The 22,428-nt window shown below is 72.0% G+C and carries 20 protein-coding genes, 1 rRNA gene and 1 riboswitch; of the genes, 14 read left to right on the forward strand and 7 right to left on the reverse strand.

Translation table 11 applies throughout. The annotated features are described in order from the left end of the window. From rrf to ACZ56B_RS30505, 11 genes are all read left to right on the forward strand, one after another. A 5S ribosomal RNA gene (gene rrf / locus ACZ56B_RS30455) occupies positions 1-95 on the forward strand; the annotation flags it as partial. 109 nt (positions 96-204) lie between these two features. Then, positions 205-813: a CDP-alcohol phosphatidyltransferase family protein gene (locus ACZ56B_RS30460; protein ID WP_468797504.1), complete on the forward strand. Its 609-nt coding sequence runs from the start codon at positions 205-207 to the stop codon at positions 811-813. Between the two features lie 116 nt (positions 814-929). Next, the gene (locus ACZ56B_RS30465; protein WP_468797507.1) at positions 930-3,425 is read left to right on the forward strand and encodes a sugar phosphate nucleotidyltransferase; all 2,496 of its coding nucleotides are present in this window, start codon (positions 930-932) and stop codon (positions 3,423-3,425) included. 167 nt (positions 3,426-3,592) lie between these two features. Further along, positions 3,593-4,423: a DUF881 domain-containing protein gene (locus ACZ56B_RS30470; RefSeq protein WP_468797563.1), complete on the forward strand. Its 831-nt coding sequence runs from the start codon at positions 3,593-3,595 to the stop codon at positions 4,421-4,423. Next, on the forward strand, positions 4,420-4,752 hold the full coding sequence (locus ACZ56B_RS30475; protein WP_003988855.1) for a small basic family protein: 333 nt from the start codon (positions 4,420-4,422) through the stop codon (positions 4,750-4,752). The genes ACZ56B_RS30470 and ACZ56B_RS30475 overlap by 4 nt, the downstream gene beginning before the upstream one ends. A 5-nt stretch (positions 4,753-4,757) precedes the next feature. Beyond that, positions 4,758-5,675, forward strand: coding sequence for a DUF881 domain-containing protein (locus ACZ56B_RS30480; RefSeq protein WP_468797511.1), 918 nt, complete (start codon positions 4,758-4,760; stop codon positions 5,673-5,675). A 61-nt stretch (positions 5,676-5,736) separates the two neighbouring features. Beyond that, positions 5,737-6,672 carry an FHA domain-containing protein gene (locus ACZ56B_RS30485; RefSeq protein WP_468797513.1) on the forward strand — a complete coding sequence of 312 codons (936 nt, stop codon included), beginning with the start codon at positions 5,737-5,739 and terminating at the stop codon, positions 6,670-6,672. 42 nt (positions 6,673-6,714) lie between these two features. Continuing rightward, entirely contained in the window at positions 6,715-7,455 is a 741-nt protein-coding gene (gene ftsR, locus ACZ56B_RS30490) for a transcriptional regulator FtsR (protein WP_468797516.1), read from the forward strand. Between the two features lie 85 nt (positions 7,456-7,540). Continuing rightward, positions 7,541-8,014, forward strand: a complete 474-nt coding sequence (locus ACZ56B_RS30495; protein WP_468797519.1) for a bifunctional nuclease family protein — start codon at positions 7,541-7,543, stop codon at positions 8,012-8,014. A 223-nt stretch (positions 8,015-8,237) separates the two neighbouring features. Next, positions 8,238-8,921, forward strand: a complete 684-nt coding sequence (locus ACZ56B_RS30500) for a MerR family transcriptional regulator (RefSeq protein ID WP_468797522.1) — start codon at positions 8,238-8,240, stop codon at positions 8,919-8,921. A 38-nt stretch (positions 8,922-8,959) separates the two neighbouring features. Further along, on the forward strand, positions 8,960-10,345 hold the full coding sequence (locus ACZ56B_RS30505) for a DNA polymerase IV (protein WP_468797524.1): 1,386 nt from the start codon (positions 8,960-8,962) through the stop codon (positions 10,343-10,345). A 423-nt stretch (positions 10,346-10,768) separates the two neighbouring features. Here ACZ56B_RS30505 and ACZ56B_RS30510 read toward each other — a convergent pair whose 3' ends face one another. Beyond that, on the reverse strand, positions 10,769-11,143 hold the full coding sequence (locus ACZ56B_RS30510; RefSeq protein WP_468797527.1) for a PRC-barrel domain-containing protein: 375 nt from the start codon (positions 11,141-11,143) through the stop codon (positions 10,769-10,771). Between the two features lie 114 nt (positions 11,144-11,257). Beyond that, positions 11,258-11,353: riboswitch (glycine riboswitch) on the forward strand. Between the two features lie 174 nt (positions 11,354-11,527). On the opposite strand from ACZ56B_RS30510, the gene gcvP reads away from it, so the two are divergent. Then, positions 11,528-14,413, forward strand: a complete 2,886-nt coding sequence (gcvP, locus tag ACZ56B_RS30515; RefSeq protein ID WP_468797530.1) for an aminomethyl-transferring glycine dehydrogenase — start codon at positions 11,528-11,530, stop codon at positions 14,411-14,413. 88 nt (positions 14,414-14,501) lie between these two features. Here gcvP and ACZ56B_RS30520 read toward each other — a convergent pair whose 3' ends face one another. From ACZ56B_RS30520 to ACZ56B_RS30545, 6 genes are all read right to left on the reverse strand, one after another. Further along, positions 14,502-15,653: an ABC transporter ATP-binding protein gene (locus tag ACZ56B_RS30520; RefSeq protein WP_468797533.1), complete on the reverse strand. Its 1,152-nt coding sequence runs from the start codon at positions 15,651-15,653 to the stop codon at positions 14,502-14,504. A gap of 4 nt (positions 15,654-15,657) precedes the next feature. Next, complete coding sequence (locus tag ACZ56B_RS30525; protein ID WP_468797536.1) at positions 15,658-16,533, reverse strand: ABC transporter permease; 876 nt, start codon at positions 16,531-16,533, stop codon at positions 15,658-15,660. Further along, positions 16,530-17,324, reverse strand: a complete 795-nt coding sequence (gene modA, locus ACZ56B_RS30530; RefSeq protein ID WP_468797539.1) for a molybdate ABC transporter substrate-binding protein — start codon at positions 17,322-17,324, stop codon at positions 16,530-16,532. Before modA ends, ACZ56B_RS30525 begins: the two co-directional genes overlap by 4 nt. Positions 17,325-17,488: 164 nt before the next feature. Continuing rightward, positions 17,489-17,884 (reverse strand): TOBE domain-containing protein, encoded by a 396-nt coding sequence (locus tag ACZ56B_RS30535; protein ID WP_468797542.1) that lies wholly within the window; start codon positions 17,882-17,884, stop codon positions 17,489-17,491. Positions 17,885-18,150: 266 nt separating this feature from the next. Continuing rightward, positions 18,151-18,351: a DUF5999 family protein gene (locus tag ACZ56B_RS30540; RefSeq protein ID WP_468797545.1), complete on the reverse strand. Its 201-nt coding sequence runs from the start codon at positions 18,349-18,351 to the stop codon at positions 18,151-18,153. A gap of 375 nt (positions 18,352-18,726) precedes the next feature. After that, the gene (locus ACZ56B_RS30545) at positions 18,727-19,311 is read right to left on the reverse strand and encodes a hypothetical protein (RefSeq protein ID WP_468797548.1); all 585 of its coding nucleotides are present in this window, start codon (positions 19,309-19,311) and stop codon (positions 18,727-18,729) included. Between the two features lie 564 nt (positions 19,312-19,875). Here ACZ56B_RS30545 and ACZ56B_RS30550 point away from each other — a divergent pair. Continuing rightward, entirely contained in the window at positions 19,876-21,393 is a 1,518-nt protein-coding gene (locus tag ACZ56B_RS30550) for a glutamate-cysteine ligase family protein (protein WP_468797551.1), read from the forward strand. Between the two features lie 103 nt (positions 21,394-21,496). Continuing rightward, complete coding sequence (locus ACZ56B_RS30555; RefSeq protein WP_468797554.1) at positions 21,497-22,306, forward strand: CPBP family intramembrane glutamic endopeptidase; 810 nt, start codon at positions 21,497-21,499, stop codon at positions 22,304-22,306. Positions 22,307-22,428: the final 122 nt, after the last annotated feature.

Below are 22,428 nucleotides of genomic sequence, written 5' to 3' on the forward strand. Positions count from 1 at the left end.
AAACGCCCGGTTACATTCCGAACCCGGAAGCTAAGCCTCACAGCGCCGATGGTACTGCAGGGGGGACCCTGTGGGAGAGTAGGACGCCGCCGAACTCCTTTTAGAGCTCTGGCTCTCGGGCTGTACGCCCGAGAGCCAGAGCTTTTTTGTGTTGAGGTAAAGTCATGAGGCACCATCGACACATTTCTCACAGGAGGCTCCCGGGTGGAGGTCCAGGAGACGCGGGTCCAGACGGACCGTGTCCTCACCATCCCGAACATGCTCAGCATGGCGAGGCTAGTCGGCGTACCCCTCTTCCTGTGGCTGATCCTCAGGCCTGAGTTCGGTGGTCCGAAGAGCGATGGCTGGGCGCTCCTGGTGCTGGCGCTGAGTGGCGTCAGCGACTACCTGGACGGCAAGCTCGCGCGCCGGTGGAACCAGGTCAGCAGCCTCGGCCGGCTTCTCGATCCCGCGGCCGACCGGCTCTACATTCTCTCCACCTTGGTCGGTCTCACCTGGCGCGAGATCCTGCCGCTCTGGCTGACCGCCGTACTGCTGGCGCGTGAGCTCGTTCTGCTGGTGATGGTGGGGATCCTGCGGCGGCACGGCTATCCGCCGCCGCAGGTGAACTTCCTGGGGAAGGCCGCCACCTTCAACCTGATGTATGCCTTCCCTCTACTCCTGCTCAGTGACGGAACCGGCTGGATCTCGTCACTCGCTGCTATTTTCGGATGGGCGTTCGCCGGATGGGGTACAACCCTGTATTGGTGGGCAGGAGTTCTCTACGTGGTCCAAGTCCGCCGTCTGGTTCGTGCGGACACTGTGGCTGATTGAACCCGTTGATTGATCTGCGCAGGGTGGCGCGATGGCCCGCAGGGAAAACGTGCGGGACAATGTAGACGGGTGAAGTCGGCCAGACCGTCGTCTCTTATGAGGAGGACGCTTCCGACATGAAGGCCGTCGTAATGGCCGGAGGCGAGGGCACCCGCCTTCGTCCCATGACCTCGAGCATGCCCAAGCCGCTCCTGCCGGTGGCCAACCGGCCGATCATGGAGCACGTTCTGCGGCTGCTCAAGAGGCATGGGCTCAACGAAACCGTTGTGACTGTCCAGTTCCTGGCGTCGCTGGTCAAGAACTACTTCGGTGACGGCGAAGAGCTCGGAATGGAGCTCACCTACGCCAATGAGGAGAAGCCACTCGGTACCGCCGGAAGCGTCAAGAACGCCGAGGAAGCCCTGAAGGACGATGCCTTCCTCGTCATCTCCGGCGACGCGCTGACCGACTTCGACCTCACCGATCTGATCAATTTCCACAAGGAAAAGGGTGCCCTGGTCACCGTCTGTCTGACCCGGGTGCCCAATCCGTTGGAATTCGGCATCACCATCGTGGACGAGGAGGGCAAGGTCGAGCGCTTCCTCGAGAAGCCGACCTGGGGACAGGTCTTCTCCGACACGGTGAACACCGGCATCTACGTCATGGAGCCCGAGGTCTTCGACTACGTCGAGGCCGATGTGCCCGTCGACTGGTCCGGTGACGTCTTCCCCCAGCTGATGAAGGAAGGCAAGCCCATCTACGGCTACATCGCCGAGGGCTACTGGGAGGACGTCGGCACGCACGAGAGCTACGTGAAGGCGCAGGCCGATGTCCTCGAGGGCAAGGTCGACGTCGACCTCGACGGCTTCGAGATCTCCCCGGGCGTGTGGGTGGCCGAGGGAGCCGAGGTGCACCCCGACGCCATACTGCGGGGGCCGGTGTACATCGGCGACTACGCCAAGGTCGAAGCCGGCGCCGAGATCCGCGAGCACACCGTCGTGGGGTCGAACGTCGTCGTGAAGAGCGGTGCCTTCCTGCACAAGGCGGTCGTCCACGACAACGTGTACGTCGGACCGCACAGCAATCTGCGCGGCTGTGTCGTCGGCAAGAACACCGACATCATGCGCGCGGCGCGAATCGAGGACGGCGCCGTCATCGGTGACGAGTGCCTGATCGGTGAGGAATCGATCGTCCAGGGCAATGTGCGGGTCTACCCGTTCAAGACCATCGAGGCCGGTGCTTTCGTCAACACCTCGGTGATCTGGGAGTCGAGAGGACAGGCGCACCTCTTCGGCGCCCGCGGCGTGTCCGGGATCCTGAACGTCGAGATCACTCCCGAGCTCGCCGTGCGCCTGGCGGGCGCGTACGCGACGACGCTCAAGAAGGGGGCGACCGTCACCACGGCCCGCGACCACTCCCGCGGTGCCCGGGCACTGAAGCGTGCGGTCATCTCCGCGCTGCAGGCCAGCGCCATCGACGTACGGGACCTGGAGAACGTGCCGCTGCCCGTGGCGCGGCAGCAGACGGCGCGCGGAAGCGCCGGCGGCATCATGATCCGGACCACGCCCGGGGTACCGGACTCGGTCGACATCATGTTCTTCGACAGCCAGGGTGCCGACCTGTCGCAGGGCAGCCAGCGCAAGCTGGACCGGGTGTTCGCGCGGCAGGAGTACCGGCGTGCGTTCCCCGGTGAGATCGGTGATCTGCACTTCCCGGCGAGCGTCTTCGACTCGTACACCGGATCGTTGCTGCGGAACGTCGACATCACCGGGATCGCGGAATCCGGACTGAAGGTGGTCGTGGACGCGTCCAACGGCAGCGCCGGTCTGGTGCTGCCGAGCCTGCTCGGCAAGCTGGGCGTCGACTCGCTGACCATCAACCCCGGCCTCGACGAGTCCCGGCCGACCGAGACGGCCGAGATGCGGCGTGCGGGACTGGAACGGCTCGGGGAGATCGTGGCGTCCTCCCGTGCCGCGTTCGGCGTGCGGTTCGACCCCGTCGGTGAGCGGCTGTCCCTGGTCGACGAGAAGGGGCGGATCATCGAGGACGACCGGGCGCTGCTGGTGATGCTCGACCTCGTCGCGGCCGAGCGGCGCAGCGGCCGGGTCGCGCTGCCGGTGACCACCACCCGGATCGCCGAGCAGGTGGCGGCGTACCACGGCACCCAGGTCGAGTGGACGACGACCTCGCCCGGCGACCTCACGCGTGTGGGCCGCGAGGAAGGGGCGATCTTCGGCGGTGACGGCAAGGGCGGCTTCATCGTTCCGGAGTTCAGCAGCGTCTACGACGGCACCGCCGCCTTCGTACGGCTCATCGGCCTGGTGGCGCGGACGCAGCTCACGCTCAGCCAGATCGACGCGCGCATCCCGCGGGCGCACGTGCTCAGGCGGGACCTGGCGACCCCGTGGGCCGTCAAGGGACTGGTGATGCGGCGGGTGGTCGAGGAGGCCGGGGACCGGTCCGTGGACACCACCGACGGCGTGCGCGTGGTGGAGGCGGACGGCCGCTGGGTGATGGTGCTGCCCGACCCGGCCGAGGCGGTCACCCACCTGTGGGCCGAGGGGCCCGACGACGCCTCCGCCCAGGCCCTGCTCGACGAGTGGTCGGTGGTCGTGGACAGCGCGGGGCGGTAGAACCGCCGGTACGCGTGCGTGCCGGACAAGTGCCCCCAACGGGGCCTGTCCGGCACGCCGGTAGGGCCGTTCGAAAGCAGGGGCCGTGGCGTGCGACGATGTGCGGCATGCCGCAGCAACCCCCCGTTCGGCGCACGTCCCGGCGGCCCGTGCGCCCGGACGCGTCCATGTCGTTGATCACCAACGTCATGGACCACAGCCTCGACGACGGATATGCCGAGGCCGCCGCGCGGAAGAAGGCCGACGGCGGCATGCCGAAGACCCTCGGGGCGAAGCTGGGACTCGCCGCCGGCCTGGTGCTCGCCGCACTGATCGTGACCGTCGGCGCCGCGCAGGCCCGGGTGGCGGCTCCCGCCGCCGCCAAGGAGCGCGAGGAGCTGATCGACCGGATCGACCGGGAGACCGAGGCGGCCGACGAACTCGAGGACCGCATCGACGCACTGCGCGCGGACGTCGGCGCCCGGCAGCGCGAAGCGCTGCGCGACAGCGGCGGGAGCGACCGCTCCGAGCTGGTGGGCATCCTGTCGGGAGCCGTCGCGGTGCACGGCCCCGGCGTGCGGCTCGTGGTGAACGACGCCAAGGACACGACCGCGGGCGGCGACGGCGACCCGCGGTCGACCTCCGGGTTCTCGGACACCGGACGGGTCCGCGACCGCGACCTGCAGCGCGTGGTCAACGGCCTGTGGGAGTCCGGCGCCGAGGCCGTCTCCATCAACGGGCAGCGGCTGACCGCCCTGTCGGCGATCAGGGCCGCCGGAGACGCGATACTGGTCGACAACAGGCCGCTGGTGCCGCCGTACACGGTGCTCGCGGTGGGGGACGGCCCGCAGCTGAGCGAGCGGTTCCAGAACAGCGCGGACGGGGTGTACCTGCACGTCCTGCAGGAGAACTACGGCATCCGGACGGCCCTCTCCGCGGAGGACGACCTCCGGCTGCCCGCCGCACCGAGCGTGATCGTACGTACCGCACAGCCGATAACCGAGAAGGGCACATCGTGATCGCCGTACTGGGCCTCGTCGTGGGAGTCGTGGCCGGACTGTTGGTCCGGCCCGAGGTGCCGGCGGTCGTCGAGCCTTATCTGCCGATCGCCGTCGTCGCGGCGCTCGACGCCGTGTTCGGAGGACTGCGGGCCATGCTCGACGGCATCTTCGACGACAAGGTCTTCGTGGTCTCGTTCCTGTCGAACGTGGTCGTCGCCGCGCTGATCGTGTTCCTCGGTGACAAACTCGGTGTGGGGGCCCAGCTGTCCACGGGCGTCGTGGTCGTCCTCGGCATCCGCATCTTCTCCAACGCCGCGGCGATCCGCCGGCACGTGTTCCGGGCGTGAGGCCGATGAACGAGCACGAGCACGAGCGGGACGAGGCGACGCCCGCGCAGGTGTCCCCGCCCAGGCCCGCGTCGGCCCCACGGCCCAGGAGCGCGCCCGGCGCCGCACCCGCGGCCGGCCTGCGCAAGGAACTGCCCGCGGAGGTGCCGGTGGGCGAGCCCGCGCCGGCGGACGTGCCGGGGACCGCGCCGGGGCCCCAGCTCACCGGGCGGCAGCGACTGGTCCAGGGACTGTGGCCGCCACGGGTGACCCGGGCCCAACTCATCGTGGCCCTCCTGCTGTTCGGCCTGGGCTTCGGCCTGGCCGTCCAGGTGGCCTCGAACAGTGACGGCGACGGCGCGCTGCGCGGGGCACGCCAGGAAGACCTCGTGCGCATCCTCGATGAACTCGACGACCGCACACAGCGTCTTGAGGACGAGAAGCAGGGGCTCGAGAAGCAGCGCGACGAGCTGGAGAACAGCTCCGACCAGGCCGAGGAGGCCCGCAGGCAGACGATCGAGAAGGAGCGTCAACTCGGCGTCCTGGCGGGCACGGTGGCCGCGCAGGGGCCCGGCATCACGATGACCATCGAGGACACGAAGGGGACGGTCGAGGCGGACATGCTGCTCGACGCCATCCAGGAACTGCGTGCGGCCGGCGCCGAGGCGATCCAGGTGAACGGTGTACGGGTCGTGGCGGGCACCTATCTGACGGATTCCGGCAACGGTGTCGGCGTGGACGGGAACAAGATCACCGCACCCTATCGTTTCAAGGTCATCGGCAAGCCGCAGGACCTCGAGCCGGCGCTCAACATCCCGGGAGGCGTGGTGCAGACCCTCGAGAAGGAACAGGCCACCGTTACTGTGGAGCGGTCCACCAAGATCGTCGTGGACGCCTTGCGAGCCGCGGAGCGGCCTGACTACGCTCGGTCGTCCTCCCGGTGAACCGGGGGTGCATGGGGGACATCCGGCGAGGGCATGAGGTTGCGGGGGGTCGGCGCACCGAATGGGTGGTGCGTGGTGGAAACTGTCTGGCGGAGGCGGACGTTGTGAGGATGTCCGGGTCGGCCAATGTGTTCAGTCAGGGTTCGTCCTGCCCCACGGGCGGGTCTGTTTCGGTCAAGGGGAATCGCCCGTGAAGTTGTTTGCGAAGTTGTTCGGCAAGAGCGCGCGAGAGGGCAGCGACAACGCGACCGCTCGCCATCGCGCACAGCCTGACGCCGAAGGTCAGCGTCCGCTGTTCCGGGACCAGGTCGCCGGAGGACAGGGCGCGTCGCCGGTTGACCCTGCGCAGCCGGGCGGCATAGGTTTCGGACAACCGTCGACCTCAGGTACGGGTGGAGGGTTTTCCGATCCGTACGCGTCCCATGCCCCTGGCGGGCAGCCGCAGCAGGAGGATCCGTCCATGTCGGCCCTGGTGTGTACGAGGTGCGGTAACCGCAACGCGGAGAACAGCCGCTTCTGCTCCAACTGCGGCGCGCCGCTCAGGCCGGGAGTCACCCCGGAGCGCCCCTCCGAGACGACGTCCACGATCTCGATCTCCGGTCTCGAGGCGTACGACGCCGAGGCCACCGGCCAGACGCCGATGCCGACGCTCTCCCCGGAGGCGCAGGCGGCCGTCGACGCCCTGCCGGTGGGCTCCGCGCTCCTGGTCGTGCGCCGCGGGCCGAACTCGGGCAGCCGTTTCCTCCTGGACGGCGACCTGACCACGGCCGGGCGTCATCCGCAGAGCGACATCTTCCTGGACGACGTGACGGTCTCCCGTCGGCACGTGGAGTTCCGCCGCAGCCCGGACGGCTCCTTCACGGTGGCCGACGTGGGCAGCCTGAACGGCACGTACGTCAACCGCGAGCGGATCGACCAGGTCGCCCTGTCGAACGGCGACGAGGTGCAGATCGGCAAGTACAGGCTGGTCTTCTACGCGAACCAGCGGGGCTACTGACCGTCCCCCGGGCTCCGTCCCGGGGGACAGCAGGGAAGGTCCATGCTTCACACACCGAGCGGCGGCGCCGGAGACGGCGCCGCCGCAACGGACACCGGACTGATGAGCATCGGCACGGTGCTGAACGTGCTGCGTGAGGAGTTCCCCGAGGTCACCATCTCCAAGATCCGTTTCCTGGAGTCGGAAGGGCTCATCGAGCCGCAGCGGACCCCCTCGGGGTACCGCAAGTTCAGCGCCGGGGACGTCGAGCGCCTCGGCCACGTCCTGAGGATGCAGCGGGACCACTACCTGCCGCTCAAGGTGATTCGCGAGCACCTGGAGGCCATGGAGCGCGGCGAGGCCGTCCAGCTGCCGGTACTGGGCCGGCCGCGTGAGGGCGAGGCCGGTCACGAGTCCGCGTCCGAGGCGCCCGCGGCGGCCCGCGTGGGGCGCCTCCAGCTGCTGGCGGCCGCCGGCATCGACGAGCGGGAGCTCGCGGAGTGGGAGTCCTACGGGCTGCTCACCCCGGTGGAGGACGGGGTCTACGACGCCGAGGCGGTCACCGTCGCCGAGTTGATCACCGAATTGGGGCGGTTCGGGATCGAGCCCCGTCACCTGAGGGCCATGAAGGCCGCCGCCGACCGTGAGGCCGGCCTGGTGGACCAGCTCGTCGCGCCGTTGAGGCGCCACCGGAATCCGCAGACCAGGGCCCATGCGGAGGCCCGTACGAAGGAGCTGGCGGGGCTCACGGTGAGGCTGCACGCGGCGCTGGTGCAGACGGCGCTCGGGGTGCGGCTGCCCTGAGCCGCGCAGGGATCGGGAGGCCGGATCGGTCCCCCTGCCCCTGCTCGACTACCCAAACGTCCCGGGCACGGCCTAGGGTTGCTGTGTGAACGAGCTCGATGTCGTAGGTGTCCGGGTCGAAATGCCCTCCAACCAACCGATCGTGCTGTTGCGTGAAGTGGGCGGCGACCGTTACCTCCCCATCTGGATCGGACCGGGGGAGGCCACGGCCATCGCCTTCGCCCAGCAGGGCATGGCCCCCGCACGGCCGCTGACCCACGACCTGTTCAAGGACGTGCTGGAGGCCGTCGGCCAGGAGCTCACGGAAGTGCGCATCACGGACCTGCGTGAGGGGGTCTTCTACGCGGAGCTGGTCTTCGCCAGCGGGGTCGAGGTGAGCGCCCGGCCGTCCGACGCCATAGCGCTGGCCCTGCGCACGGGGACACCGATCTACGGGAGCGAGACGGTGCTCGACGACGCCGGCATCGCGATCCCGGACGAGCAGGAGGACGAGGTGGAGAAGTTCCGCGAGTTCCTCGACCAGATCTCGCCCGAGGACTTCGGCACCAGCAGTCAGTGAGGGCCGCGGCCGTCGCTTCCGCGGCATCCGTTCCTCGGGGGGCGGCGAGGCCGGGAAGGCCGCACGGTCCGCGCGGAAGGCATTCGGCTAGCCTTTCCCCGCGAGGGGGCACGGGAAACCACTCTTAGGGTGATTATCACTCGGCGTGCCGAGTGTGGCGATCGTTGACGCACCCTTGGTGACTGCCTACCGTCGAGGAGGCAGGTCAAGGACGGAGGTCGGCGTGAGAAGCAGCGGCGACGGTACGGCGGGGGGTGCCCCCGGACGCAGTCCCGGGGCGAACGGTCCGTTCCCTCACCCGGGCTCCCGGCTCCGCTCGAGCGGGGGGTTCTCCCAGCTCGGCGGCGCGGCCGGACACGTTCCGCAGCGACCGACGGCCGTGCCGAGCAGCGGAGGGGCGACGACCATGGCGTCCGAGCAGATCGGCTACCGGGGCCCCACGGCCTGCGCGGCCGCCGGCATCACCTACCGGCAGCTCGACTACTGGGCCCGGACGGGACTGGTCGAGCCCAGCGTGCGGCCCGCCCACGGATCCGGCAGCCAGCGGCTGTACAGCTTCCGCGACGTCGTCGTCCTGAAGATCGTCAAACGGTTCCTCGACACCGGTGTGTCCCTGCAGAACATCCGCACCGCCGTCCGGCACCTGCGCGAGCGCGGCTTCAGCGACCTGGAGCGCATGACGCTGATGAGCGACGGAGCCACGGTCTACGAGTGCACCTCGCCCGACGAGGTCCACGCCCTGCTCCAGGGCGGCCAGGGCATCTTCGGCATCGCCGTGGGCGTGGTGTGGCGGGACGTCGAGAACGCGCTGTCGCAACTGCACGGGGAGCGCGTCGACACCGGGGAGACGCTGGTCGGCCACAACCCGGCGGACGAGCTGGCACGACGGCGGAACCGGGCCGTCTGAGGACGGCGCTGTCAGTGGCGTAGGGCAGCATCGGACAGGTGAGATCCTCGCCCACGATCCTGCATCTCGACATGGACGCCTTCTTCGCCGCGGTGGAGCAGGCGTCCAAGCCGAGCCTGCGCGGGAAGGCCGTCGTCGTGGGCGGGCTCGGACCGCGCGGTGTGGTCGCCACCGCCTCGTACGAGGCCCGTGTCTTCGGCGTCCACTCGGCGATGCCCATGGCGCAGGCCCGGCGGCTCGCGCCGCACGCCGCCTACCTGGTGCCCCGTTTCGCCTTCTACCGGTCGATCAGCGAGCAGGTGATGGGGCTGCTGCGGGATCTGTCGCCGCTGGTCGAGCCGCTCAGCCTGGACGAGGCGTTCGTGGACCTGGAGGCCGGCGGCGCGGCCCGGGACGAACGGTCGGCGCGGCTGGCCGGGGCGAGACTGCGCGCGGACATCCGGACGGTCACGGGGCTCACCGGGTCGGTGGGGCTCGCGGCCTCCAAGATGCTCGCGAAGATCGCCTCGGAGCGGGCGAAGCCGGACGGGCTGGTGCTGATCGAGCCGGGCACCGAGCGGGCACTGCTGGGACCGCTGCCGGTGCGGGTGCTGCCGGGAGTGGGACCGGCCACCGGCGACCACCTCAGACGGGCCGGGATCCACACGGTCGGCGAGCTCGCCGAGGCGGGGGAGGACGAGCTCGTACGGCTGCTGGGAAGGGCCCACGGGCACGCGCTGTACGCCATGGCGCTGGCGCGGGACGAGCGGCCCGTGGTGGCCGAACGGGAGGCGAAGTCGGTCTCGGTCGAGGACACGTACGACGTGGACATCCACGACCGGGTACGGGTGGGGGCGGAGGTGCGGCGGCTCGCCGACCGGTGCGTGCGGAGACTGCGCGGGGCGGGGCTGTCGGGACGGACCATCGTGCTGAAGGTGCGGCGGTACGACTTCTCCACCCTCACCCGGTCCGAGACGCTGCGGGGGCCGACGGACGATCCGGCGGTGGTGCGGGAGGCGGCGGCGCGGCTGCTGGAGTCGGTCGACACGACCGGCGGGGTGCGGTTGCTGGGCGTGGGGGTCAGCGGACTGGCCGACTACACGCAGGAGGACCTGTTCGCACAGGCGGCGGGCGTGGACGAGGACACCCCCGGCGAGGAGCCCGAGGCCGTGCCCGCGCGGGAGCGGCAGCCTCTCACCGGGCGGCACTGGCCGGCGGGGCACGACGTGCGGCACGCCGCGTACGGGCACGGGTGGGTGCAGGGCAGCGGGCTGGGCCGGGTGACGGTGCGCTTCGAGACGCCCGGTTCGGAGCCGGGACGGGTGAGGACCTTCCGGATCGACGACTCGGCTCTGGAGCCGGCGGAACCGCTGCCGCTGGTGACGCGGGGATCCGGGGGAGACGAGCGGGCGGGGACCGCGGGGGCGGGGGCGGCGAGTCCGTGAGCGGGGCCGGTGGGCGCCGGTGCGGGTGCCCGTGGGTGCCGCGTGCGGGCCGCGGGCTCCCGCGGCGTCGCGGTGAGCGCGTTGCCGGCCGTGACCCCGTGGGCGTGCGTCTGCGGGCAGGCCGGAGTCCTCGGACGGTCCGCGTCCCGGTCGCGGCCGGCCGGTCCGGGCGGGGCCCGGGCGTCCCGGAGGGCGCGGAACGGACGGACGCCGGGGTCGCGAAGGGACGCCGCGCCGGTGCGGAACCGGCGCGGTGCCGCGCGGGACGCCCCCGGCCGGCGCGGACCGAGCGGGCCCGCCCCGCAGGCCCCGGCCGGCATGACCGCCGTCCGCGGGCCGGCGGGCGGAACGGCTTTCCCGAGGGGCGCGGCGCGCGGTCGAGGGGTGGCCCGGGCGACGGCCGGGGAGGGACCGGGCGAGTGCTCAGGCCGGTTCGTCCTTGCCCGCGAGCCTGCCGAAGTCGCGGTCCGGGAGCGGGGGCGGGGCGGCCACGTCCAGGCCGTAGTGGTGGTAGAGCTGGAGTTCCTGCTCCGGGGAGAGGTGGCGGCCGACGCCGAAGTCCGGGGCGTCCCTGATCAGGGAGCGTTCGAAGGGGACGTGGAGGGCGCCGTCGATCAGTTCGCTGGGCTCCAGGGGGACGAAGGCGTCCCTGCTGAACAGACCGGTGCGTATCGCCGCCCACTCGGGCACGCCGGTGGCGTCGTCGAGGTAGACCTCGTCGATCGTGCCGATCCGGGTTCCGTTGCGGTCGAACGCCTTGCGGCCGATCAGGTGGCGCGGGTCGATGTCGGTCTGCACGGGCCCTCCACTGGTCGCACACTCATCCGTGAGCACTACGAAAAGGCACAATCGGCGGAGCGGCCACTCGAAGGTCCCGGCGCGGTGCTCGCTGGTACGCTGGCAAACGGCTGCTGACCCCGTGCGGGAGAGTCCTCCAGGCACCATCGGAGGCGCCGAAGGAGCAAATCCTCCCCGGAATCTCTCAGGCCCACGTACCGCACGGACGAGGTCACTCTGGAAAGCAGGGCGGGTGTCGACGGCTTCCGCTCTCACCGACGGTGAAAACCGGACGCCTTCGGACGATCCGGTGAAGCTCTCAGGTCGAGATGACAGAGGGGGAGGCCGTCCGGGCACCCGCGCCGTGGTGCCCCTCGCAGGTCGTCAGACCAGGAGGCCTCCGCAATGACACCCCCTCGTACTCCGCTCTCCGAGCTCGAACAGGGCACGCCCTTCGAGCAGCGTCACATAGGCCCCGACCACGAGGCCCGGGCCAAGATGCTCGCGCAGGTCGGCTACGGCTCGCTGGACGAGCTGACGGCCGCCGCGGTCCCGGATGCGATCAAGAACGCCGACGCGCTGGACCTGCCGGGGGCGCGGAGCGAGGCCGAGGTGCTGGCCGAGCTGCGGTCGCTGGCCGACCGCAACGAGGTGCTCGGCTCCATGATCGGGCTCGGGTACTACGGGACGTTCACCCCGCCCGTCATCCTGCGCAACGTCATGGAGAACCCCGCCTGGTACACGGCCTACACGCCGTACCAGCCGGAGATCTCGCAGGGGCGGCTCGAGGCGCTGCTGAACTTCCAGACCGTGGTCGCCGAGCTCACCGGCCTGCCCACCTCCGGGGCCTCCCTGCTGGACGAGGGGACCGCCGCCGCCGAGGCGATGGCGCTGTCGCGGCGCATGGGCAGGAACAAGAAGGGCCTGTTCCTGGTCGACGCGGACGCGCTGCCGCAGACCATCGCCGTGATCCGGACCCGGGCCGAGCCGACCGGCGTCGAGGTCGTCGTCGCCGACCTGAGCGAGGGCATCCCCGCCGAGGTCGCCGAGCGCGAGATCAACGGCGTGCTGATCCAGTACCCGGGCGCCTCCGGCGCCGTGCGCGACATCAAGCCGGTGATCGACCGGGCGCACGAGCTCGGCGCGCTCGTCACCGTCGCCGCCGACCTGCTCGCCCTCACCCTGCTGAAGTCGCCCGGTGAGCTCGGCGCGGACATCGCGGTCGGCACCACGCAGCGCTTCGGCGTGCCGATGGGCTTCGGCGGACCGCACGCCGGATACATGGCCGTGCAGGAGAAGATGGCGCGCAGCCTGCCCGGGCGGCTCGTCGGCGTCTCCGTCGACGCGGACGGGAACCAGGCCTACCGGCTGGCGCTGCAGACCCGCGAGCAGCACATCCGCCGCGAGAAGGCCACCAGCAACATCTGCACCGCCCAGGTGCTGCTCGCCGTCATGGCCGGCATGTACGCCGTCTACCACGGCCCGCAGGGGCTGCGGACCATCGCGCGGCGCACCCACCGGTACGCGGCGGTCCTCGCCGAGGGGCTGCGGGCCGGCGGCGCGGAGATCGTGCACGGCGCCTACTTCGACACGCTGACCGTCCGGGTCCCGGGCCGGGCCGCCGACGTGGTCGCCGCCGCGCGCGACAACGGCGTCAACCTGCGTCTCGTCGACGCCGACCACGTCTCGATCGCCTGTGACGAGACCACCACCCGGGCGCAGCTCGCCGCCGTGTGGGGCGCCTTCGGCGTCGAGGGCGACGTCGAGGCGCTGGACGCGGCCGCCGGGGACGCGCTGCCGGAGGCGCTGCTGCGCACCGACGACTACCTCGCGCACCCCGTCTTCCACCAGCACCGCTCCGAGACCGCGATGCTGCGCTACCTGCGCCGCCTCGCCGACCGGGACTACGCGCTGGACCGCGGCATGATCCCGCTGGGCTCGTGCACCATGAAGCTCAACGCGACCACCGAGATGGAGCCGATCACCTGGTCCGAGTTCGGGCAGATGCACCCCTTCGCGCCCGCCGAGCAGGCGCGGGGCTACCTCACGCTCATCCACGAGCTGGAGGAGCGGCTCGCCGAGGTCACCGGCTACGACAAGGTCTCCCTCCAGCCCAACGCCGGCTCCCAGGGCGAGCTGGCCGGTCTGCTCGCCGTGCGCGGCTACCACCGGGCCAACGGCGACGAGCAGCGCACCGTCTGCCTGATCCCGTCCTCCGCGCACGGCACCAACGCCGCCAGCGCCGTGATGGCCGGGATGAGGGTCGTCGTCGTCAGGACCGCCGAGAACGGCGAGGTCGACGTCGAGGACCTGCGGGCGAAGATCGAGCAGTACCGCGACGAGCTGGCGGTGCTGATGATCACGTATCCCTCGACGCACGGCGTGTTCGAGGAGCACGTCGCCGACATCTGCGCGCAGGTGCACGAGGCCGGCGGCCAGGTGTACGTCGACGGCGCCAACCTCAACGCGCTGGTGGGCCTGGCCAAGCCGGGACACTTCGGCGGTGACGTCTCGCACCTGAACCTGCACAAGACCTTCTGCATCCCGCACGGCGGCGGCGGACCCGGCGTCGGCCCGGTCGCCGTGCGGGCGCACCTCGCCCCGTACCTGCCGAACCACCCGCTCCAGCCCGAGGCCGGCCCGCAGACCGGTGTGGGACCGGTCTCGGCCGCGCCGTGGGGCTCGGCGGGCATCCTGCCGATCTCGTGGGCCTACGTCCGGCTCATGGGCGGCGAAGGGCTCAAGCGGGCCACGCAGGTGGCGGTGCTCAGCGCCAACTACGTCGCCAAGCGCCTCGAGCCGCACTACCCAGTGCTCTACACCGGTCCCGGCGGCCTCGTCGCGCACGAGTGCATCATCGACCTGCGTCCGCTGACCAAGGCGACCGGCGTGAGCGTGGACGACGTGGCCAAGCGGCTGATCGACTACGGCTTCCACGCGCCGACGATGTCGTTCCCGGTGGCCGGCACGCTGATGATCGAGCCGACCGAGTCCGAGGACCTGGCCGAGCTCGACCGGTTCTGCGAGGCGATGATCGCGATCCGCGCGGAGATCGAGAAGGTCGGCTCCGGCGAGTGGCCCGCGGACGACAACCCGCTCCGCAACGCCCCGCACACCGCCGCCGCGCTCGGCGGGGAGTGGGAGCACGCCTACGGCCGCGAGGAGGCCGTGTTCCCGGCCGGGGTGAGCGCCGCCGACAAGTACTGGCCGCCGGTGCGCCGCATCGACCAGGCCTTCGGCGACCGGAACCTGGTGTGCTCCTGCCCGCCGCTGGACGCGTACGAGGACTGATCCGCCGGAGGCGGGAAGGCGCGAAGGGCCCCGCCCGGCCGCACGGCCCGGGCGGGGCCCTTCGCCGTCGCGTGCCCCGCGCCGTGTCCTACGCCGGGTACGCGTGGGTCTGCGCGGCCTTGACCGCCGCCCACACCGGGGCGCCCGGACGCAGGTCCAGCTCGGCCGCGGCGACCGCGGTGAGGTCGGCGGCCAGGGCGATCTCGCCGGTGAGCTCCGCGCGGACCTGGTCGCCGTGGGGCTCCAGGCCGGCGACCTGGCAGCGCCAGAGGTTGCGGGCGCTGGAGCCGGCGGGGCGGTCGCGGTGGAGGGTCACGGCGCCGGGCGGGAACGCCACGAACGCGGGACCGGAGAGGTCCTCCGTGGTGCTCACCGCGGGGCCGGCGTCGAGCCGGACCGTGTGGCCGTCGGCCTGTCCGCGGTACAGATTGAGGCCGACCAGCTGGGCGACGTACTCGGTGCGCGGGTGGCGGGCGATGTCGGCGGGCGTGCCCTCCTGCACGATCCGGCCCCGCTCCACGACCACCAGGCGGTCGGCCAGCACCATGGCGTCCAGCGGGTCGTGCGTGACCAGGACGGCGACGGCCTCGAAGGAGGCCAGGTGGCGGCGGAGCCGGGCCCGTACCTCCAGCCGGGTCCGGGCGTCCAGGGCGGCGAGCGGTTCGTCCAGGAGCAGCAGCCGGGGACGGATGGCCAGGGCGCGGGCGAGGGCCACGCGCTGGGCCTGGCCGCCGGAGAGCCGGCGGGGCTTGGCCCCGGCGTGGTCGGCCAGGCCCACGCGCTCCAGCCACTCGGCGGCCCGGGCCCGGGCCTCGGCCTTGCCGGCGCCCCGGCAGCGCGGTCCGAAGGCCACGTTGTCGAGGGCGGTCAGGTGCGGGAAGAGCAGGTAGTCCTGGAAGACGACACCGACCGGGCGCGACTCGGGCGGCGTGCGGTGCAGCTCGGCGCCGTCCAGCCGCAGGTGGCCCGCCGTGAGGGGGGCGAGGCCGGCGAGCGCGCGCAGGGCGGTGGTCTTGCCGGCGCCGTTCGGGCCCAGCAGGGCGACGACGTCGCCGGGCGCGGCGGTGAGCGCGACGTCCAGGCGGAAGGAGCCGCGGTCGACGACGAGCCGCGCGTCGAGGCCCGCGGCGGCCGGCCCGGACGCGGGGTCCGGCTTCTTCCCGGGGGTGGTCTTCGCCGGGATCCCTCCCGGGTCCTGCCCGGGGTTCTTCCCGGGATCCTCCGGCACGGTCTCGGGCATGGGATCAGGCCGTCCTCATCCAGCGGTCGCGCAGCCCGGCGAGCACGGCGACGGACACCGCCAGCAGCACCAGGCTGAGGGCGATCGCGGCGGCCGGGTCGTTCTGCAGGGCCAGGTACACCGCGAGCGGCATGGTCTGGGTGCGGCCGGGGAAGTTGCCGGCGAAGGTGATCGTCGCGCCGAACTCACCGAGGGCCCTGGCCCAGGCGAGCACGGCACCGGCCGCGATGCCCGGGGCGACCAGCGGCAGGGTGACCCGGCGGAACGCGGTGAACCGGGAGGCGCCCAGGGTGGCGGCCGCCTCCTCGTAGCGCGGGTCGGCGGCCCGCAGCGTGCCCTCGACGCTGATGACGAGGAACGGCATCGCCACGAACGTCTCGGCGAGGACGACGCCCGCGGTGGTGAAGGGCAGGGTGATGCCGAACCACGCGTCCAGCCACCGGCCGACGACGCCGTTGCGGCCCAGGGCGAGCAGCAGGGCGACGCCGCCCACCACCGGGGGGAGGACCAGCGGAAGCGTCACCAGGGCGCGGACCAGGCCGCGGCCGGGGAACTCCGTGCGGGCCAGCAGCCAGGCCAGCGGAACGCCGACGACCAGGCTCAGCGCGGTCGCCGCCGTGGCGCAGACCAGCGACAGGCGCAGCGCCTGCCACACCTCGGGGCTGGTCAGCTGCTCCGGGAGGCTGCGCCAGGGGGCCCTGACGAGGAGGGCGAGGAGGGGGACCAGGAGGAAGGCGAGGCCCAGGAGGGCGGGCACGAGGAGGAGGAGGGGGGCGCCGCGGCCGGGGGTGCGCGGGCGCGCCGTCCGCGTCCCGCGCAGGCCGCCGGAGGGCGGGGCGGGCGCGCCCGGGTCCGGCGGGGTGCCGTGCCGGCCGGTCACGGCGCGAGGAACCCGGCCCCGGTCAGGACCTCCCGGCCCTCCGGTGACTCCACCAGCGCGACGAACGCCTTCGCCGCCGCCGGGTTCGGGGCGTTCTCCAGGCGGGCGATCGGGTAGTCGTTGACGGCCTCGGCCGACTCCGGGAATTCCACGCCCTCCACCTTGTCACCCGCGGCCCTCACGTCCGTCCGGTACACGACGGCGGCGTCGGCCTCCTTCAGCTCGACCTTCGTCAGGGCGCTCTTGACGTCCCGCTCGTAGGAGACCGGCGTCACCCCGGCGCCGGCGGCCGCGAGGGCCTTTCGCGCCGCCGCACCGCAGGGCACCGTCCTGTCGCACAGCACGACCTTCAGACCGGGCACGGCCAGATCCTCCAGGGAGCCGATCCCGTGCGGGTTGCCCGGCAGGGTGGCGATCTCCAGCCGGTTGCGGACGAACGTGCTCGGGCCGCCCGCCGTGAGCCCCTCGTCCGTGACGGTCTTCATCGTCCTGTCGCTGGCCGCCGCGAAGACGTCGGCCGGGGCACCGCCGAGGATGCCCGCGGCCAGGGTGTCGCTGCCGCCGAAGCTGAAGGTGACCGTCGTCCCCGGGTGCTTCTCCTCGAACCGCTCGCCGAGCGTCGTGAAGCCCTCCTCGAGCGAGGCGGCCGCGAAGACGGTGACCGTTCCGGAGGGGCCGTCTCCGGTGGTCCCCGGAGCGCCCGGGCCGGACGCGGAGCATCCGCTCAGCGCCAGGAGCGCGGCGGCCGCGGCGCCGGCGGCCCGCCGGGGACGGCGTGCGGAACGGGGCATCTCGGTGGCACTCCCTCCAGGGCCGGGAGGGGCGGACACCCTCCTCCGGCATGCCGATGATACGTGCGCATCCGCCAGGCGGGCATCCGCCTTGGCGCCGCATGTGCCAGGGGAGAGAGCGGTGGGGGACGCATGTGCGCTCGCGTCGGGGCTCTTGCCCCCGGTCAGACGCGGTCGATGTGGACGTTGGTCGACTTCACGCGTGCCGTGGCCTCCACGCCGACCTCCAGCCCCAGTTCCTCGACGGCCTCCCGGGTGAGCAGGGAGACGAGGCGGTGCGGGCCCGCCTGGATCTCGACCTGGGCGGCGACGTCACCGAGCTTGATCGCGGTGACGATCCCGGGGAAGGCGTTGCGCGCCGAGGTGTACGGGGCGCCCTCCTCGGCCGTGCCCGCCCCGGCGAGTTCGACCGAGAACGCGGCCAGGTCCCGGCCGTCGATGAGGCGCCGTCCGCTGTCGTCGCGGTGGGTGGTGATCCGGCCCGCGTCCGCCCAGCGGCGGGCGGTGTCCGGGCTCACGCCGAGCAGCCGCGCCGCCTGGCCGATCGTGTAGGACTGCATGCCGGTCACGATAGGGCGGCGCGAGGGGTCCGCGGGGTCCCGGGTGCGGTGCGGCCCTCCAAAATCCCGGGAGGACCGGGCCCGTGGAGAGGGGCGCGGACGAGCCCTCCGCGCGAACGGGGGCGGTGAGGCCGGGCGTCCGCTCCCGCCACGTGCCGGATCACGGTGAGCGGTCCGCTCCGGACACGCTTCGGGGCCGGTTCGCAGGTGGTCCTGCGGTCCGGCCCCCGTGCCCCCGGGACGGGCCCCGTTCCGCCCGGCGGCGGTCAGGCGGTGGTCAGACGGACGCCCCGGGGGCGCTGCGGGGCGATGATCCTGCCGTCGGGCAGGAGTTCGCCGGTGTCCTCGAAGAGCACGACACCGTTGCACAGCAGGCTCCACCCCTGTTCCGGGTGGTGCGCCACGAGACGGGCGGATTCCCGGTCGGCGGAGTCGGCTGAGGGGCACGGTGGCTGGTGCTGGCACATGGATGGGTTCTCTCGCTCCGTGGTGACCTGTGGGATGGCTGTCGTGTCAGTTCCGCGGCGTGACGCTTCGTTCATGGCCGCCCCCCGTTGTGATAAGTCGGTCGGAAACCAGTGTTGCCCCGCGGAGGGCGATCCGCAGGGATTTCGCGGCACCGCTCCTCACCGGTTGAGGACGCATCACCCGTGCGGGCGGTTCACCTCAACTGCACTGTCCCTTCGGGTGGTTCGACGTGGCCGGATGGGGCTAGTCCGCGGTGGTGGGAAGCTTCCCCGCCCCGCCCCGAGGCGCGGCACGGGGCGGGGCGGGGAACAGCGCGTCCCCCGCCGGCCGGGAGGAGGGGCGGCGGGGGACGCGGAGCCGGAGCGCGCGGGGCGTCAGGCGGGGGAGCCGAGCAGCCGGGTGGGCGCCACCCGGAGGGTCAGGACCGGGAGCAGTTCGGCGACCCGGTGCGGGCGGTGGGCCGCGATGCCGGGCGGCGCCGGGGCCAGCGGGACGAGCAGGTCGGTGGCGGCCGGATGCCCGGTGGCCGCGTCCGCGGCGGGGTCGCCGTGCAGCCAGAGCGTCAGCATGTAGAGACCGGGCACCGACAGCAGCCGGGGCTGGTACGGCTGCGACAGGGTCTCGGCCTGGTGCAGCGCGAGTTCGGTGGAGGCGACGTAGGGGCCCTCGAAGAAGCGGGAGAAGGTCCAGCCGTCGGGGGTGAGCACGGTGTCCGCGGCGGCCAGGGCGCGCTCGCCGCAGCGGATCAGGAAACGCCACCCGGCCAGTCGCGTCGCGGACACGCCCTCGGCGGTGATCCGGTCCAGGACGTGCACGGGCAGGGGCAGCTCGGGCGAGACGGGTCCCTGCGTGCCGAGCAGGGAGGGGGTTCGGGCTTCGCTGACCGCGGTCGGGGAGGAGAGCGCGGTCAGGACGGAACGGAGTGCGGGCGCGGGAGCCGGCGGGACATGCAGCGGCATGGTGGGTCGCCTCTCATTCGAAGGCACAGTGGCACGAGGGCGGGGCGTGGCGGTGCGGACGGCGCTGTCAGCTCGCGAAGGTCGGAGAGGCGGGACCGGGGTCTGAGCGCGGGAGGTGGAGGTGAGGACTGCCGTCACATCGCCTCGCCGGCTGGATCACTCGACCGTGGGCGCCAACCTTCTCTGCCTTGTGCACGAAGTTTATACGACCCGTGTTCAAACCATGTTTCGTCTAGCCGTTCTCAGCTCGCGAAACAAGGGTGCTTCCGGTCGTTGAAACGCGAAAATCATCCCGATTTCAAGCGGGGTTCGCGACGGTGACCTCGGAGAACGACCGCGGAGTGGTCGGCTCATTGCCGTCGGCGTTTTTCACGAGTTCGCAACGGCCCCGTGACATGCGTTGCGCGACATGCCTCGTGAATGTGCCACCGGTCACCGCCACCAGCGTAGCGGGCGACGATTCCGTCCGGGGCGTTATCGATCGCATCGACGGGGCATCCTCCCTTGTGCACCAGGACTCCGGCGGCCGTTCTCCGGACCGCCCACCCGAGGAGGGACGCTTCGATGGGGGAGAAGGTCGTGGCAGGTCAGTTCGACCTGTCCGATCGCCAGCGCTACCGCGACAAGCTCCGCAGGTGTCTGACGGGCTTGGAGCGACTCCTGGCGGAGAAGCGGTTCGACCGGCCCAAGAACCTCATGGGGCTGGAGATCGAATTGAATCTCGCGGGCGCCGACGGCATGCCCAGAATGTTGAATGCGCAAGTCCTCGAACGCATCGCGAGCCGGGATTTCCAGACCGAACTCGCCATGTTCAATCTGGAAGTCAACATCGCCCCCCACCGCCTGGGCGGGCGAGTATTCGACCGGCTCGACGAGGAACTGCGCACCTCGCTCGGCTACGCCGACCGAAAAGCCGGAGAAGTCGACGCGGGCATCGTGATGATCGGCATCCTGCCGACGCTGGGCCGGGACGACCTGGTCTCCTCGAACCTCTCCGACGTCGACCGCTACACCCTGCTCAACGATCAGATCGTGGCCGCGCGCGGTGAGGACTTCAAGCTCGACATCGACGGTGTGGAGCGCCTCAGCTGCACCTCGAAGTCCATCGCGCCCGAGGCCGCCTGCACCTCCGTGCAGCTGCACCTCCAGGTCACCCCGGACCGCTTCGCCGACGTGTGGAACGCGGCGCAGGCCGTCGCCGCCGCCCAGATCGCCGTGGGCGCCAACTCCCCCTTCCTGTTCGGCCGCGAACTGTGGCGCGAGTCGAGGCCCCCGCTGTTCCAGCAGGCCACCGACACCCGCCCGCCCGAGCTCCAGGCCCAGGGGGTGCGGCCGCGCACCTGGTTCGGGGAGCGGTGGGTCGACTCGGCCTTCGACCTCTTCGAGGAGAACCTGCGCTACTTCCCGGCCCTGCTGCCGATCTGCGACGACGAGGACCCCCTCGAGGTGCTGGACCGGGGCGGCGTCCCCACCCTCGCCGAGCTCGTCCTGCACAACGGCACCATCTACCGGTGGAACCGCCCGGTCTACGACGTCGCCGACGGCGTCCCGCACCTGCGGGTGGAGAACCGCGTGCTGCCCGCCGGACCCACCGTCACCGACGTCATCGCGAACGCGGCCTTCTACTACGGCGTGGTCCGCGCCCTCGCCGAGGACAGCCGGCCGGTGTGGAGCCGGCTGCCCTTCGAGGCGGCCGCCGCCAACTTCGAGGCCGCCTGCAAGGACGGCATCGACGCCCGCCTCACCTGGCCCCGGCGGGGCCGCTACGGCGGTACGGCCGAGGTGGACGCGGTCACCCTCGTGCGCGACGAGCTGCTGCCGCTGGCCGAGGCCGGACTGGACGCGTGGGGGATCGAGCCCGCCGACCGCGACCTGTACCTCGGGGTGATCGAGGAGCGGTGCCGGCGCCGGGTGAACGGCGCGACCTGGCAGGCCGCGACCTTCCACCGGGCCCTGGACCGGGGGCTCGGCCGCGAGGCGGCGCTGGCCGCCACCACCCGCCGCTACCGCGAGCTGACGGCGCAGGGCGATCCGGTGCACACCTGGCCGGTGGGGCTGCCGGAACCGGTGCCGACGGCCTGACCGCTCGGCCACGGCCCGCCGACCGTCCGGCCACGGCCCGCCGACCGGGTGCACGGTCCCTGCCTTCATACTGATCGGACCGGTCGGAGATGTGGAGGCAGGTGTGCAGGCGGAGGCGGGCCCGGCGGCCGATTCGTATCCCGAGCGTCCCGGGGGCGGACTCCCGCGGACGACGCTGCGCGACGAGACGCTGCTCGTGCTCGCGCTCTCGCTCGGCGCGAGCGGCGTGTCCGCGCTGATCAGCTTCCTCGGATCGGTCACCAGGCCGGGCGGTCTGAAGGACCAGGCGGCCACGCTCAACGCCTCGGCCGCGCCGGGCCGCCCCTGGCTGGACCTGGCCTGGCAGCTCTTCGGGATCACCACGGCACTGGTACCGGTGGCGCTCGTCGCGCACTTCCTGCTGCGCGAGGGCGCGGGGCTGCGCACCCTCGGGTTCGACCGCACCCGCCCCTGGTCCGACCTCGGCCGCGGCGCGGTGGTCGCGGCGGTCATCGGCAGCAGCGGCATCGCCTTCTACCTGGGCATGCGCGGCCTCGGCTTCAACCTCACGGTGGTGCCGGAGGCGCTGCCCGAGGTGTGGTGGAAGTATCCCGTGCTGATCCTCTCGGCGATGGAGAACTCGATCCTCGAAGAGGTCATCGTCGTCGGCTACCTGCTGCGGCGGCTGGACCAGCTGGGCTGGTCCCCGGGCGCCTCGCTGGCGGCCAGTTCGCTGCTGCGCGGCTCGTACCACCTCTACCAGGGCATCGGCGGCTTCATCGGGAACGTGGTCATGGGCGTGGTGTTCGTGTACCTCTACCGGCGCTGGGGCCGCGTCGGACCGCTGGTGGTCGCGCACACGCTGCTCGACATCGGGGCGTTCGTGGGGTACGCGCTGCTGGCCGGCAGGGTGGACTGGCTCCCGACGGCGTGAGCCGCCGGCGGGGGGGGGGGGGGGGGAAGGGGCGGACCCCCCCTCCCCCCCCCTTCTCAAGACACACAAACGACCCGCGCGCATGCCTAACACCCACCCCCCCCCCGCGCTTCGCGCGGGCA

This window comes from Streptomyces sp. NPDC034670, assembly GCF_055574875.1.

Excerpts from the sequence above, each read along its gene's own strand:
- ACZ56B_RS30465 (WP_468797507.1), top strand. The coding sequence starts at position 930 with ATGAAGGCCGTCGTAATGGCCGGAGGCGAGGGCACCCGCCTTCGTCCC.
- ACZ56B_RS30470 (WP_468797563.1), top strand. The coding sequence starts at position 3,593 with ATGTCGTTGATCACCAACGTCATGGACCACAGCCTCGACGACGGATAT.
- ACZ56B_RS30480 (WP_468797511.1), top strand. The coding sequence starts at position 4,758 with ATGAACGAGCACGAGCACGAGCGGGACGAGGCGACGCCCGCGCAGGTG.
- ACZ56B_RS30485 (WP_468797513.1), top strand. The coding sequence starts at position 5,737 with ATGGGTGGTGCGTGGTGGAAACTGTCTGGCGGAGGCGGACGTTGTGAG.
- ftsR (WP_468797516.1), top strand. The coding sequence starts at position 6,715 with ATGCTTCACACACCGAGCGGCGGCGCCGGAGACGGCGCCGCCGCAACG.
- gcvP (WP_468797530.1), top strand. The coding sequence starts at position 11,528 with ATGACACCCCCTCGTACTCCGCTCTCCGAGCTCGAACAGGGCACGCCC.
- ACZ56B_RS30520 (WP_468797533.1), bottom strand. The coding sequence starts at position 15,653 with ATGCCCGAGACCGTGCCGGAGGATCCCGGGAAGAACCCCGGGCAGGAC.
- modA (WP_468797539.1), bottom strand. The coding sequence starts at position 17,324 with ATGCCCCGTTCCGCACGCCGTCCCCGGCGGGCCGCCGGCGCCGCGGCC.
- ACZ56B_RS30535 (WP_468797542.1), bottom strand. The coding sequence starts at position 17,884 with ATGCAGTCCTACACGATCGGCCAGGCGGCGCGGCTGCTCGGCGTGAGC.
- ACZ56B_RS30540 (WP_468797545.1), bottom strand. The coding sequence starts at position 18,351 with ATGTGCCAGCACCAGCCACCGTGCCCCTCAGCCGACTCCGCCGACCGG.
- ACZ56B_RS30545 (WP_468797548.1), bottom strand. The coding sequence starts at position 19,311 with ATGCCGCTGCATGTCCCGCCGGCTCCCGCGCCCGCACTCCGTTCCGTC.
- ACZ56B_RS30550 (WP_468797551.1), top strand. The coding sequence starts at position 19,876 with ATGGGGGAGAAGGTCGTGGCAGGTCAGTTCGACCTGTCCGATCGCCAG.